Origin of the sequence: Methanoplanus limicola DSM 2279 (assembly GCF_000243255.1) — an archaeon.
Taxonomy (GTDB): Archaea; Halobacteriota; Methanomicrobia; order Methanomicrobiales; family Methanomicrobiaceae; genus Methanoplanus; species Methanoplanus limicola.
On record NZ_CM001436.1, the window covers coordinates 1,239,280 to 1,253,020 of the forward strand.

The 13,741-nt window shown below is 43.8% G+C and carries 13 protein-coding genes and 2 tRNA genes; 7 read left to right on the plus strand and 8 right to left on the minus strand.

Translation table 11 applies throughout. The features are described 5' to 3' along the window. Nucleotides 1-477 carry a cation:proton antiporter regulatory subunit gene (locus tag METLIM_RS06005; RefSeq protein ID WP_004077046.1) on the minus strand — a complete coding sequence of 159 codons (477 nt, stop codon included), beginning with the start codon at nt 475-477 and terminating at the stop codon, nt 1-3. A gap of 135 nt (nt 478-612) precedes the next feature. On the opposite strand from METLIM_RS06005, the gene METLIM_RS06010 reads away from it, so the two are divergent. From METLIM_RS06010 to METLIM_RS06030, 5 genes are all read left to right on the plus strand, one after another. Beyond that, nucleotides 613-1,404: a MerR family transcriptional regulator gene (locus tag METLIM_RS06010; protein ID WP_004077047.1), complete on the plus strand. Its 792-nt coding sequence runs from the start codon at nt 613-615 to the stop codon at nt 1,402-1,404. 158 nt (nt 1,405-1,562) lie between these two features. Next, nucleotides 1,563-1,952 carry a protease inhibitor I42 family protein gene (locus METLIM_RS06015; RefSeq protein WP_004077048.1) on the plus strand — a complete coding sequence of 130 codons (390 nt, stop codon included), beginning with the start codon at nt 1,563-1,565 and terminating at the stop codon, nt 1,950-1,952. Nucleotides 1,953-2,233: 281 nt separating this feature from the next. Continuing rightward, nucleotides 2,234-3,652, plus strand: a complete 1,419-nt coding sequence (locus METLIM_RS06020; protein WP_004077049.1) for an MFS transporter — start codon at nt 2,234-2,236, stop codon at nt 3,650-3,652. A 196-nt stretch (nt 3,653-3,848) separates the two neighbouring features. Further along, nucleotides 3,849-4,655 carry a universal stress protein gene (locus METLIM_RS06025; protein ID WP_004077050.1) on the plus strand — a complete coding sequence of 269 codons (807 nt, stop codon included), beginning with the start codon at nt 3,849-3,851 and terminating at the stop codon, nt 4,653-4,655. A gap of 12 nt (nt 4,656-4,667) precedes the next feature. Next, on the plus strand, nt 4,668-6,173 hold the full coding sequence (locus METLIM_RS06030; protein ID WP_004077051.1) for a BCCT family transporter: 1,506 nt from the start codon (nt 4,668-4,670) through the stop codon (nt 6,171-6,173). Nucleotides 6,174-6,198: 25 nt separating this feature from the next. Here the strand turns inward: METLIM_RS06030 and METLIM_RS16030 are convergent, their stop codons facing one another. From METLIM_RS16030 to METLIM_RS06050, 5 genes are all read right to left on the minus strand, one after another. Continuing rightward, the gene (locus METLIM_RS16030) at nt 6,199-6,354 is read right to left on the minus strand and encodes a type II toxin-antitoxin system HicB family antitoxin (protein WP_004077052.1); all 156 of its coding nucleotides are present in this window, start codon (nt 6,352-6,354) and stop codon (nt 6,199-6,201) included. A 166-nt stretch (nt 6,355-6,520) separates the two neighbouring features. Further along, nucleotides 6,521-7,486 (minus strand): hypothetical protein, encoded by a 966-nt coding sequence (locus METLIM_RS06035; protein WP_157202243.1) that lies wholly within the window; start codon nt 7,484-7,486, stop codon nt 6,521-6,523. Between the two features lie 315 nt (nt 7,487-7,801). Further along, a complete protein-coding gene (locus METLIM_RS06040; protein WP_169312361.1) occupies nt 7,802-8,254 on the minus strand; it encodes a DUF4276 family protein in 453 nt (150 codons plus the stop codon). Nucleotides 8,255-8,259: 5 nt separating this feature from the next. After that, entirely contained in the window at nt 8,260-9,507 is a 1,248-nt protein-coding gene (locus tag METLIM_RS06045; protein WP_004077054.1) for an AAA family ATPase, read from the minus strand. Nucleotides 9,508-9,726: 219 nt separating this feature from the next. Beyond that, a tRNA-Val gene (locus tag METLIM_RS06050) sits at nt 9,727-9,800 on the minus strand. A 219-nt stretch (nt 9,801-10,019) separates the two neighbouring features. On the opposite strand from METLIM_RS06050, the gene METLIM_RS06055 reads away from it, so the two are divergent. Then, a complete protein-coding gene (locus METLIM_RS06055; RefSeq protein ID WP_004077055.1) occupies nt 10,020-11,405 on the plus strand; it encodes an MFS transporter in 1,386 nt (461 codons plus the stop codon). 127 nt (nt 11,406-11,532) lie between these two features. Continuing rightward, complete coding sequence (locus METLIM_RS06060; protein ID WP_004077056.1) at nt 11,533-12,414, plus strand: alpha/beta fold hydrolase; 882 nt, start codon at nt 11,533-11,535, stop codon at nt 12,412-12,414. Nucleotides 12,415-12,478: 64 nt separating this feature from the next. Here the strand turns inward: METLIM_RS06060 and METLIM_RS06065 are convergent, their stop codons facing one another. Together METLIM_RS06065 and METLIM_RS06070 are read right to left on the minus strand one after the other, a co-directional pair. Continuing rightward, nucleotides 12,479-13,441, minus strand: coding sequence for a phosphotransferase family protein (locus tag METLIM_RS06065; RefSeq protein WP_004077057.1), 963 nt, complete (start codon nt 13,439-13,441; stop codon nt 12,479-12,481). Nucleotides 13,442-13,552: 111 nt separating this feature from the next. Further along, a tRNA-Gly gene (locus METLIM_RS06070) sits at nt 13,553-13,623 on the minus strand. Nucleotides 13,624-13,741: the final 118 nt, after the last annotated feature.

The following is a 13,741-nucleotide window of genomic DNA, read 5'->3' on the forward strand; positions in this document are numbered from 1 at the left end:
TCAGAGGAACCTTTTTTTAAAAGCTGCAATCTGTTCTTCCTCCCCGATTACAAGCACTGAATCACCCTCTCTGAACCTGAAATCAGGGGAGGGATTTAAGATGCTGCCGCCTGAACTTCTTACAGCAACAACCGTAGCTCCGGTAATACTCCGTATACTCAGATCAGCTATGCATTTTCCGGCAGTCTTTGAACCAAGGGTGTAGGAATGAAGTTCTATCGGAAGGTCGGAGAGGGATGAGAAGACCATTGAAACACCCTCATCCTCTGCCTTAAGCACAGGTCCGGCAAGGACATTTGAGACCCTTACAGCCTCTGAAAGGGTTAATTCAGCAGAACCGGATTCACCGTTTTTTGAGGAGACATACAGTTGTGCACCGCCGCTTTCAAGCTGTATCACTGAGACTCTGTCGCCAAAGTCGGTGTCAAGTTCATATTTTTTCCCTATGCCGGGCATATCACGTGATCTTATGCTCATTGATGACCTATTCTGAGATGAAAGGTTAATTAAATTGCGATCTGTTTTTAATTCTGCCGGGTTTTTATCCTGTGAGATTTCATAGTAAAAAAGAGAGGAATTATCTTTTCTCTCTTTAAATCACTGGTAGTTCACATGAAGGAGAAACAATTAAAGGCGGCAGATATTGCAAAGTTATCCGGACTGACCGAGAATGAGATTAGAACAGTTACTGAGGAGTTCCACGATATTGTTCCCTGCCGGAAATTGGGGAGAGTTAATCTGTATGAACAGAATGCAGTTTCAAAGATCTCCGATATTGTCAGGATGAGAAATCAGGGGCTTTCAAAGGACGGGATATATGAAAAATTTGGTAAGAAGCCGGATAAGAAGAGCACACATGAGAAGGTCAGGGAGAGAGTCAGGAAAGAGGGGAGCGGACTGCCTAAAAAATCCAGGCAGCCGGATAATCCAGAAAAACCTCCAAAAATATCACCAGGTGCTGAAAATTATACAAAGACCAATTCTGACAGATTCAGGAGACTGGCAGAATCCGGAAGAGAGAGAATGTCCGGCAATAATACTGACCAGATCGCCGCACAGGCTCTCAGGACTGACAGGGTAATTCTCCGGATAGAGAAACTGGAATCGGATATTTCCGGTCTGAAAGCCAGAATGGAAGATGACAGGAGGATAATTCGGTCCCATTTTGAGGCGATAGAGAAGAAATTTGATATAGTGTCGGAGTGGATTGAGTTCTTTGACGGTGATAGGGAGAAGATAAGAGACGGAATCGAGGGGAGCCATTTAAGCCGGAAATATGAGTTTGAGAGAGTGAGAAAGATGACTGATGAGAGCCTGTTAAATCATGAAGATGAACTGAAGAAGGTGAAAAAAGAGATTGAGATTCTTAAACTTCCCTGGCTGAAGAGAAGAAAATATCTTTAAGATATATATGATAGTTAAACGGTAACTTCCGGATTTTTGGAAGTTATAAGAGGATTTAAACAGTATTATGCTCTATATTTAGTTAAGAGGCACAGATTAAAACCGGATATAATCCGGCGGCTTACAGTGCCAAAGAATTGCAAAGGTGATGAGAAATTATGAAAATAACAGTAATAATGGTCACAGGTATTGCACTGGCCCTTGCACTTGTTGCCGGCTGCACAGGCACATCCATCCAGTGGCTTTATGAAGAGGATAACGGAAAGACAGTAGAAGTTCCGTCAGGTACAGAAATCATATTATCACTGCCGGAAAACCCGACAACAGGGTATTCATGGGAGATGAACGGTGGCGGACTTACAGCAGTCGGGGATGAATATTATCCTGACAAAGTTCCGGAGGGAACTGTCGGCAGCGGCGGCACTCATGAGTGGAAGTTTAAGGCCGAAAAAACCGGTACATACACAATAAGCGGCATCTACAAGAGAGCCTGGGAAGAGACTGCCACAGATGACAAACGCTGGCAGGCAACTGTCGAAGTGAAATAATTTATTTTCAGTATAGGGGTAACTGATCTTTTCTGCCCCTTTTCTTACCGTATGGGAGTTACCGGCTCAGGTAGTGCCCACGGCTCTCATTGCAGTGTTTAAAGGAAGTAATTCTGCCGCCTTTATGCTCAAAAGCCTCTTTCTTATCAGATGATTCATAATCACCATCAGCTCTGACGGGGTAGGAATGATAAGGAAGATAACTTCAGAAAACAGAGATATATGATCTATTTTCAGACGGAATTTCCGGCTGAAATGGCAGATAATGCGGGGATTTTATTTTGAAGGAGAGAGAACAGGGAAGCTGGGAGAACGGCAGGTATTATACTGTTGCACTGGCTCTCTTCTCTCTTTGTATTCTCATACCCATGATGAGCGAGACTATGCTCATCGCGGCTCTTCCGGTAATTGAGCATGAGTTCTCAGTCTCAGGCATACTTGGCGCATGGATTCTTCCGGTTGTCCTTCTTGTGGGTGCGGCTTTTGCACCGTTTGCAGGGACACTCGGTGATTGTTTCGGCCGGAAGAAGGTGCTCTGCATATTTCTCTCATTTTATGTTGCAGGAACTTTTATGGGTGGTTTTGCGTGGGACATCTGGTCCCTGCTCTTCTTCCGTTTCCTGCAGGGTATAGGAATTGCAGCGTCACCTATCGCCTATGCACTGGTGTCGGAGCAGTTTCCGCTGCACAAAATTCCGATGGGGATTGGCTTTCTTGCGGCCTCTTATGGTGCCGGGTCCCTGACAGGCGTGCTCTTTGGAGCTTATATTATAGACTTTTTCGGCTGGAGGGCTACATATTACATATTATCTCCGGTCGTTGCGGTACATCTTATTGCAGTACTGTGGCTCATCAGACCGTCATACGAGACAAATGCCAGCGGTATAGACTGGAAAGGGACATTATGCCTCTTTGTCTCCCTTCTGTCGCTTATGATCTCGATAACTCTTCTCTATGACAGTAGCGGGGCTTTTCTGTGGGCACTTCCTGCAATGGCCATCTGTATAATCTCCGGACTGCTCTTCTTTTACATTGAAAGAAGAGCAGATTTCCCCGCAATAGACCTCTCAATGCTGAAAAAGCCGGTGGTAATTGTAATTTCTGCAACTGCCATTCTTGTAAGCCTGATCACGTACCTGCTGATTCAGACTATGCCGTTTATTATTCAGAGTCCGACAGGACTTATGCTTGATGCACGGTTTGTCGGGCTTGTGATGATGCCCGGAGCTGTTGCCGATATGACTGCAAGCCCTCTTGCCGGGAGGTGGATGCGAAGAAGGTCTGCAAAGGTTCCGGTTTATCTTGGGGCGTTTATGATGCTGGCCGGATGTATGCTCTACTTTGTGCTGCCGCAGTCAGTAATCTCACTTGCTATCATCTGGGTTCTCTTCTCCGGAGGTATGGGCATTGTTGCAACGTGCTATATGATAATTATGATAAATTCAGTCCCTAAGGAGAGAACAGCCGGGGCTACCGGGCTTTTGCACAGTTCAATCAATATAGGGGGAATGGCAGGGCCGATGGTTGCCGGAGTTTTCCTTGCGGCTTATAATGCCAGCTTCACAATCGGCGGCGAGAAATGGGTTTTACCGACAGAGGAGGCATTTGACCTCTCGTTCGGATTCGGAATTTTCCTGACACTTCTGATACTTCTGCTGGTATATCTGATCTGCCGTTATTCTGAGGGTAAACCAACGTGAACTAAAACCATATACACTCCTGAATTACCAGACATTACGGGTTTTTGCCCGCATGGATATATTTTATGAAAATATACTTATTTAATCCCGATATTTCCGGTAAGTTAATGTCGGAGAGACTCAAATTTTTAAAACAGTAGTTTACCATAAATGTCACTATATAATTATAATTCTTCAGCATGGAGATTCATAAGAGATGTTTGAGAGAACACTTATTCCGGTTGCAAAAGGAGAAAAAACTGAGGAAATTATTAAAATTACAGATACACTCGCAAACCTCGGCATGAATTCAGCAGTTCTTTTCAATGTACATGAACCTGAATCAATATTCAGTAAAAACAGTTATTCCTGGTTTGACAATATGATGGAGGAACTTGAAGGAGCCGGGTTACCCGTTGAGGCAAAAACAGGGACAGGGCATACCGCATCTGCAATTGCAGAGGCTGCAATGTTTGAAAATGCAGATGCAGTCTATATGAAAACCAGGCGGAAGTGGCATATCGAAACTATGCTTCTTGGAAGTGTTTCAAGGGATTTGCTTCGTATGACTGAGATACCTACATTTGTACATAAAGTCCGCCCAAACCTTCCGGAAGAGAGAGCGGGTATAAATAAGGAGGAACTCACTGTTCTTTATGCAACTGATCTTGGAAAGGCATCTTACCGTCCTCTCCCTTACGTTAAAGAATTTAAAGGTGCATTATGCTATATTCTTCATATAAGGGACAGAAGGGCAGATCCGTACTCTGAGAGAAGATGGAAGGAAAAAACCGACAGCGAACTCAGAATAATTGAGGAAGAGCTAAGGCCATATTACAGAGAAGTTGTATCTGAACAGAGAATCGGTAATCCTGCAACTGAAGTCATAAACACTTCTGAACGGATAAATGCTGACATAGTAATTATGGGGAGAAAACCACCCACATTCTTCTCGGCACCTATGGGGAGTACGGCTGAGAGAATAGTGAATGAGCTAAAGGCATCCATTTTCCTTGTTCCCTGAAGGTTAAAATTTATGATAGCTGAAAAACTGAAAGAAGAGACTGTATTTATTATCTCAGCCGGATTAATTTTAACATTTATTGTTCTGGGGATATTATACCCAGAAACACTTGATACGCTCTCATCAGGAGTTAATACTGTAATTCTGGATAATTTCAGCTGGCTTTACCTGATGTCAGCATTTTTCTTTCTGATTTTCTCTCTGGCTCTTGCACTGTCAAAGTTCGGGACAATAAAACTTGGAAATGAAGGCGACAGGCCGCATTACAGTTTCTTTGGATGGGTTGCAATGTTGTTTGCAGCCGGAATGGGTATAGGGCTGATATTCTGGGGAGTATCTGAACCAATAATACATTTCATTCATCCACCGCCGTTTCTGGAATCGGCAACTCCCGGTTCGGCAGAATTTGCTATGAGGTACTCTTTTTTTCACTGGGGAATACACCCATGGGCAATATACACGATAGTCAGCATATCCATCGCCTATTTTTCCTTTAGAAGGGGTATGCCTGCACTTATAAGCTCATGTTTCTACCCTCTGCTCGGAGAGAGGATATATGGAATTTCAGGAAAATTAGTAGATGTTCTGGCAGTTTTTGCAACGATATTCGGCACAGCAACATCACTTGGTTTTGGAGCACTTCAGATTCAAAGCGGTCTGACTCACCTTTATGGGATCTCATCTGCTATATCAGTGACAATCGGGATAATTATTATAGCTACAGCACTTTTTATGGCGTCTGCAATCATAGGTATTGAGAAAGGAGTCCAGACGCTTTCAAAGATAAATATCTCCCTTGCAGCAGGGCTTTTGGTATTTATTCTTCTCCTTGGTCCGGCGCCGGAAGTTCTGAATATATTCTCCTCTTCAATGGGGGGATATATCAACAATATAGTAGATATGAGCCTTCAGTCGTATCCTTTTGAAGGTGATCTCTGGAGCAGGGAGTGGACTATATTTTACTGGGCATGGTGGATATCCTGGTCGCCGTTTGTCGGACTGTTTATTGCTCAGATCTCACGTGGAAGGACAATACGTGAGTTTGTACTTACTGTTCTTACAGTTCCGCCGCTTTTTACATTCTTCTGGTTCTCGGTTTTTGGAGGTTCTGCCCTTCTTTTTGAGAGAGACTCAGGGATTTCACTGGCAGATACGGCGGGCGGGAATATCTCAACTGCACTATTTTTGTTCCTTGAAAATTATCCGTTTTCGTCTCTTCTGGCACTTCTGACGATTTTTCTTCTGATGGTTTTTTTCATTACTTCCGCAGATTCTGCGACCGTTGTCTTAAGTTCACTTACATCCGGAGGAGGCAATTATATTCCGGTTTACAAAAAAATTATCTGGGGCCTCTCGTTATCAGCGGTTGCAATAATCCTGCTTTTCACAGGCGGACTTTCGTCCCTGCAGACTATGGCAATAACTGCGGCATTTCCTTTTCTCTTTGTGATGTTGCTACTCTGCTATAACCTGTATGTAGGTCTTTCACAGGAGATGAAAATGAGGGAAGAGGAGTGAGAGGAGCAGGAATCAAAAGTCCGTCTTATTTTAAGCCTTCAGTATGAAACGCAATCGCCCCGTGCATATTTTCCTCTGCCTCCTCACAGGTTTTTCCGTTTGCGACACGTCCCAAAAGACCAGGTGAATATGGAAAATATTTGTCATCCCCCTTCTCAGCAATGATCAAAAATCCGGACATCTATTAACTCTCCTTAATTCCTGCCTGTTTTATAGTGCATTTCATTATGTTTTGGGATTATCGAAGTGTAACGGAGATTATTCTAAATCATGCACTCATACCACACTTCATAGTGATCCATCTTCTGTCACATTGAAAAAAAGTTTAAAATCGCTAAAAAATGTAATCAAAGGTCTTTTAAGACCTCTTCAAGAAGTATATCATATGCAGTCGTTGTAGAGTCAACCTCTTTTTCAAAGGCATCTCCGGTAGATTTGGAGACTTTACCGGTATCCTCAAACTCTGCAAACATAACATAGGCTGCATCAACCATCCTCTCCTTTGCACTCATCACTGATGTGTAAGCCGCAAGTTTGGCCTTGTTCTCCGACTCTCCAAGATAGTCATCGTTAACCAGGGCCGCTCCGGCTTCATTGAATTTCTGAATATTAGCTGTGAACTCTTCCTTTTCAATGGACTCATTTAAAAGCACGTAACCAAAGACCTCCTCAATACCTTCCATCAGGGTACGGTGCATTGTAAGAATATCAAGTGCCACACGGGCATGATCATTGTCTTTTAAATCCTCCTCACTGACCACTGCAAAGTAGCTCTCTGTAAAAGGCCCGAATTCTGATGTGAAACCATCAATGGACTCCTCAAGAACTACCACATCTCCGTCAGTTACCATTCCTTTCTTCTCATATACGGCAAAGAAATTCTCAGCATCTGTCACAAGTGCCTTCTTTTTTGATAGTATGGAGTCATATGACGCCTTAATATCAGCATTTTCAGGTCTGTCAAGACCTGCCTGCTTCTCAAACATGACAGCAAGAAGGTCGAACTCTTTTACTTTACCTTCAAAATCTTCCTTCTCTTCAGGCTCAGCGAGGACAGGATACGCAAGCGCTTCTTCAATCGCCTCCATCATAACACCATGCATCCTGCCAAGAGTGACAGCAGAATCCACAGAGTAAGCAACCTTTCCCGGCATCTGAACAGGAGCCGGAGTCATCGCCTGAGAAGGAGCCTCAGTCGCCTGAGGTGTCGGTATAGGTGTTGCTGCCGGAGTAGGTGCCGCTGTCACCGCCGGAGTTTTCTGTACTTCAGGTGTGGTTCCCGTACATCCTGCAATTAAAACCAGACCTGCCAAAACCAGAGAAATAAATAAAATAAGTGAACGCATCTGAACATCCCCTATGAAAGATACTATACAACCAGACCAGATAATAATTCCGGCAGTGAATTGGCAGGATGAATAAAAATTACAGATATATTCTAAATTATGCTGTCCGTTAAATGATATGAACTATTATCGCATATCTCCGGCACAGGCACAGACACCTTCACAGAATGCCTGAAAACTAAGAGAGTTATTTCTTTCTGCAACCATGTGACGTGAAATCCTGCCTGCAACCTCCATTTTTGGCAGTCTTCCGGAGTACTCTTTTCTTAAAAGATGAGCCAGTTATTCTGCGGGATCATGAATCTTATCCGGAAATTCATAACCTCTTCTTCCGGAAAGACTCTTTGGAACAGATGAATATGCAGAAGATAATGCCTGCACATCTCCAAAAAACCACGCTTCAAGCTCTTCAACAACGATGCGGTTAACGACACGGAAAGATTCGCAGCCGGAAGTTTTTGTAGGGAGGCCTGCTTTGGCTGCAATCTGCTCCAGTTCTGATTTAAGCTCAATGCAATCCTGGTGATCACTATCTATCAGGACCACAACCTTACGAAAAGCGAGAGGGGTATGGTGATATGCCCTTAGACGGAATAGCAGCTTTCCAAGCATGTCCTTTTTCCCACGAAACGAATAAACATTCCATTCAATATCATGAGGCAGGATCTGAGGCAGGATCTCATCCAGAATAATTTTTGCAGACTCCTCCTCTGTAAAAAAATCAATGCATGCCACAAATATTACTCCGTATTGAGATGAGTTTGAATTGATCTTTTAGGCATTCCCTGATTTTCCATTGGGTCCCCTGCCGTTAACACCCCTTCCATCCACAAGGAGCCAATAAGGCCACCCTCCTCATAAAATGCCATTGCAGCCTCCATATCAGAAACACGAATTACACGGGTAAAACCGTCTTCATCGCGGTATAATACCCGGACCTCATCGGGATGCAGTGAATCCACAAAATACGGAGAATGGGTTGTCACAAATATCTGCGTACGGGCTGATGCAATTCTGAATTCTTCTGCAAGACCGGGAAGAAGACGCGGGTGCAGCTGATTTTCCGGTTCTTCAATACCAATCATCTGAGGAGGATCAGGAGTGTACAGAAGAACCAGATATGCCAGTAATCTGAGAGTTCCGTCTGATGCAAATTTGGACAGGACAGGATCCTTAAAGGGTGCATCTTTAATCATAAGACAGAGTCTTCCATCCGCCAGAAACTCCGACTTTACAGACTCCAGACGCGGAACGCGTACTGAAAGTTTCTGAAGGATATCATTTAAAATCCCAGGTTCACTCTCGGAAAGATACTGAATAACATTCGGCAGATTGTCACCCGAGGCAGACAAACGCTCCTCAGGCCCTGCATCAGGAGTACCCCTTATATCATTCACTGAGAGATAAGAGAGATTCCAGTCAGTAATGAATTTCCGGAGAGCACTCACACGTGGATGCTTCGCAAACTGGCCAAGAGTACTTACAGCAAGCATATCCTGATTTGATAATATCTCCTTTACACGCTCGGCAGACTTATCGGGATTATCACCACTAAGTACGTAACCTTCGCAGTTGTGAAAATCCAAAAATCTGAACGGCTTTCCCTGCGAACCACGCCTCCACTGAAGCCACTCATCGCTGACAACCGGAAATCCTTTCTTATCCTCTGCAATTTCCAGATGATAAGTAATTAAAGGCAGATTCTTTGCTTCCCGGTATTTTAGCTCAATTACAATTTTTTCATCTTTACCAACACCCCTTGACCTAAGCTCTTTGAATCTTCCCCGCTTATTCCATGCACCTTTTAAACCAGACTGAAAACATTCCGACAAAAAAGCAAAAACATCAAAGATTGTTGATTTGCCGCTCCCGTTCGGACCAAGAAAAACCGTAAATAGAGTGAGTGATTTCAGTTCAAGATCACGCAAAGCACGATAATTTTTTACGGTAAGTTCCTCAATTCGTGGAACGGATAATTCCATTATCATTACAATTCCCTTATTTATTTGATAGGTCTCAGACAATTGTCTGCATTTATATAAATAAACTATTGGTTTTAAAAGATTACTTTGCATTAAGCAAAAAATACAGCTATAAAAGTAGCAGCATAAATGCACCATATTTGAAGGTACTGACAATAATTAACATAGAGCAGCAATCAACAGACATAAGGTGACAATAATATAATATAATATAAATAGTTATAATGGACTCGTCGAGATTCGAACTCGAGACCTCCGCCGTGTGAAGGCGACGTCATGACCAGCTAGACCACGAGTCCAGAGAATTAATCTAACACTTAATTTTGCATTTATCTGCATCTAATTGCTTCTGACGGGATTATTCACATATCCTTTTGGAACCGTAAATATCCAGATAATATTACCTTTCATAAAATATTAAGGCTTCTCAATCTTCCGCCCCAAAAGAGACAGTTATATGCCGGATAAACTCCGCTCCAGAAAGACCATTTATATAAAATCCGGATTCAATCCTTATCATGAATTGTGAGCAGAGGACGATAAACAGAAATATAATTCTCCTTGTGGCCTCACTCGGATCATTCCTTACACCCTTTATGGGTTCATCAATAAATATTGCCATACCTGAAATCGGAGCAGAATTCCTCTCCGATGCAGTCCTCCTCTCATGGGTGCCAACGGCATATCTCCTGGCATCCGCCATAATGATAGTCCCCATGGGAAGGCTTGCGGACATCAGGGGCAGGACAAAAATATTCCTTGCCGGAATTGTGATCTACACCCTCGGCTCCCTTCTCTCAACCATGGTGCCGTCAATAGAGGTTCTGATAATGTTTAGGGTACTGCAGGGAATAGGCGGCGCCATGATATTCGGGACATCTGTCGCAATAGTCACAAGTGTATTTCCCGCTAACCTGAGGGGGCGGGCACTTGGCATCAATGTCGCATTTGTATATTCCGGACTTGCAGTAGGTCCTGTAGTCGGCGGGATACTGACAGAGTTCTTCGGCTGGAGGAGTATATTTTATGCAAATGTCGCAATAGGCCTCTTCATATTCATAGCCGGACTAAAATACCTGAAGATAAATGAAATTACCGAGAAGAAGACCAGATTTGACTACCAGGGGTCCCTGCTATACGCAGTGACAATATTTTTCGTAATGCTGGGTTTTCAGGAGCTTTCAGAACCGCAGGGATTACTGCTCATGCTCGCAGGAGTATTTACCGGCGCCTTCTTCTTCATATGGGAGAAGCGAACAGAGCATCCGGTATTCAACATAACCCTCCTCACAGAAAACAGGGTATTTGCCCTCTCAAGCCTTGCTGCGTTTATAAACTACAGTGCAACCTTCGCAATCGGATTCCTGCTCTCGATATATCTCCAGATGATAAAGGGATTCTCACCACTCAATGCCGGACTTATCCTGATAGCTCAGCCGGTAATGCAGGTAATCCTCTCGCCATCAGCAGGAAAACTCTCCGACAGAATTGAATCAAGAATCCCTGCTACCGCAGGAATGGCTATGATAACAGCAGGACTCCTGCTCTTCTCATTTTTAACAGATGAAACTCCGGTTATAATAATCATAGCAAATCTTGCCTTCCTGGGGATTGGTTATGCACTCTTCTCATCCCCGAATACCCATGCTGTCATGAGCAGTGTTAGCGAGAGATATTACGGGGTTGCATCCGGAATGCTCGGCACGACAAGACTCTGCGGGATGATGGCATCCATGGGAATATCAATGATGATCTTTGCAATAATCATGCAGGAAATTCCGCTTGCGGAAGTCCCCCCCGGAATGATAACCGAATCTGTAAACCTTGCATTTATGGTATTTGTAATCCTCTGTGCCATAGGAACGGTTGCGTCCTACATCAGAAACCCGAAAAAACCAGATTAACATCTGCATAACCATAATCAACAGGGAATAAGGCAACACCGAATAGAGGTTCGAAATTTTTTTCCCGGGAAAATCCCGGCAGTTACATTAAATAAATTTAAAATTCAATTTTCAAAAGCTGATTATTATGAAAACCAGACATCTTACCTTAAAAGACGGAAGAACACTTGCATACTGTGAATACGGAGATCCGGACGGCACACCCGTATTTCATGCACACGGAGGGCCCGGTTCAAGATTCGAGGGCAGTATATTTGATTCTGCTGCAAAGGAGAGGGGATACAGGATAATTGCAACCGACAGACCGGGAATGGGTGAGTCCACATATCTTGAGGGACGAAAGCTTCTGGACTATCCGAAGGATATTGCAGAACTTGCAGATGCCTTAAAGATTGATAAATTCGGAGTGACCGGATGGTCAGGCGGGGGTGCACATACAACAGTCTGCGCCTTTGCAATCCCGGAAAGGCTCTTATTCAACATGAGCTTTGCAGGCTATACAAATTTTGCAGAGTTGCCGGGTGCAGAGAAGTACCTCAGATCAAAGATGGACCAGACATCTGTCGCACTTTCAAAAAGCCATCCTAAAATGTTCAGATTCTTCTTTGACATTATGGGCGCCGGTGAAAAGTATATGCCTGAAACATTCTACAAAGCCATGATGAAAGAACTCTGTGAATCAGATAAAGAGATCTCAGCAGACCCCGCGTTCAAAGAAATCTTCATGGAGGAGGGAAACGAGGCATTCCGGCAGGGAGGCCGGGGCGTCACCACCGATGCAGCAGTACATTATGTGGACTGGGGATTCAGGCTGAAAGAGATAAAATGTAAAGTCCATGTATTCCACGGCACAGAAGACCATCTGGTTCCGTTTGAATACGGAAAGCATCTCGGGGAAAACATCCCCGAATGCAGACTTCATGTCCTCGAAGGAGAAGGGCATCTCTTCCCGTACAAATACCAGGACCTCATCTTTGACACTGCCGATGAGGAGACCGGAAAAAGATAAGAGACACTTCAGGACCTGATAACCTGAACAGTCAAAAGAAACCAATATTTATTTTACGGGCCGGTCAGTCCCATAGCCCTTTGTAATCCCTGTACCACAGCGGAACTTCTGAATCAAATCCGTCGTGATCCCAAAACACTCTCCTTACCCTCTCTTCTGACAACTCAGCCTGTTCAGGGGAACCAACCTGATGTGAATACCAGCATGACCAGACCAGATCAGGTACAATCATCATGGCTGCATACAGCGAATACTTACCCCAGAATTCGGAAGAGACCTCATCTCCGTTATAACCATCAATCTGGCCCACGGAAAAGGGAATACTGACAGCACTTGAGAAATACGCAGTTTTTACAAAATCATGCACAGGATCACCCCAGTCATACCTGTTAAAATCAATTATACCGCAGAGCTTTTTTTTATCCACAATGAGGTTTCCCGGGTGATAATCATCATGGAGAAATGACTGCCTTTCACATCCCATATTGGAGTTACTGGCCCGGATAAACCGGGAGACTTTCTCCATGTCAACAATACCGGATTTTATATTATATTCATCAAAAACAGAGCATTTCCGTTTATATTTTGATGAGTACCTCTCATGCCATTCTTCCATATCCTCCGGCGCATCAAGCCTGTGAAGCTTTAACAGTTCCTTTCCGGCATCAAACCCAAGGCTGTACTGGTCATCAGAAGAAAGTTCCACAAGGGCATCTTCACAGTCCCTTCCCGGGATATAATCAAGTAGCATGTAACAGAGACTATCGTCATCTGAAACGCCAAAATAATGCGCCTTTGGAACAAGTTCAGAATATTGCCCGGCCCGCCCAATAACCTCAAACTCAGCTTTTTTTCCGGCCGCAGACTGACCTTTTGGGATCTCTGCAATCCGGAGGAGATATTTCTGATCACAACTGCCGGACAGGATGTACTTCTTTTCAAAAGAGTAGCCCTTCTCTATCCTTTTCACATCTGTAAAACCGGTCAGATCAGAAAGATAATCCCTGATTTTACTGAAAGAATCCATAATATTTCAGACCCCGAATGAACTTAAAAGTCAGAAGTAATAATCAGTACCGGAGATATTGCTCCAGGTCCATCAGATTAAAATATTAAGAACAATACCTGAAAAAACGAGTGCACCGACCGGGAATTGAACCCGGGCTATTGGCTTGGAAGGCCAAAGTCATACCACTAGACCATCGGTGCAGGACACATAGTCGTGCTATATTAGATTAACACTGATCCTTATTAAGAATAGTGATTTTGATCTAAGGTCAGACTTCCTCCTGCCATCATATGGCCCCTTACAGGAAAAACCGGCATT

Excerpts from the sequence above, each read along its gene's own strand:
- METLIM_RS06045 (WP_004077054.1), bottom strand. The coding sequence starts at position 9,507 with ATGATAATGGAATTATCCGTTCCACGAATTGAGGAACTTACCGTAAAA.
- METLIM_RS06010 (WP_004077047.1), top strand. The coding sequence starts at position 613 with ATGAAGGAGAAACAATTAAAGGCGGCAGATATTGCAAAGTTATCCGGA.
- METLIM_RS06025 (WP_004077050.1), top strand. The coding sequence starts at position 3,849 with ATGTTTGAGAGAACACTTATTCCGGTTGCAAAAGGAGAAAAAACTGAG.
- METLIM_RS06065 (WP_004077057.1), bottom strand. The coding sequence starts at position 13,441 with ATGGATTCTTTCAGTAAAATCAGGGATTATCTTTCTGATCTGACCGGT.
- METLIM_RS16030 (WP_004077052.1), bottom strand. The coding sequence starts at position 6,354 with ATGTCCGGATTTTTGATCATTGCTGAGAAGGGGGATGACAAATATTTT.
- METLIM_RS06005 (WP_004077046.1), bottom strand. The coding sequence starts at position 477 with ATGAGCATAAGATCACGTGATATGCCCGGCATAGGGAAAAAATATGAA.
- METLIM_RS06030 (WP_004077051.1), top strand. The coding sequence starts at position 4,668 with ATGATAGCTGAAAAACTGAAAGAAGAGACTGTATTTATTATCTCAGCC.
- METLIM_RS06055 (WP_004077055.1), top strand. The coding sequence starts at position 10,020 with ATGAATTGTGAGCAGAGGACGATAAACAGAAATATAATTCTCCTTGTG.
- METLIM_RS06015 (WP_004077048.1), top strand. The coding sequence starts at position 1,563 with ATGAAAATAACAGTAATAATGGTCACAGGTATTGCACTGGCCCTTGCA.
- METLIM_RS06060 (WP_004077056.1), top strand. The coding sequence starts at position 11,533 with ATGAAAACCAGACATCTTACCTTAAAAGACGGAAGAACACTTGCATAC.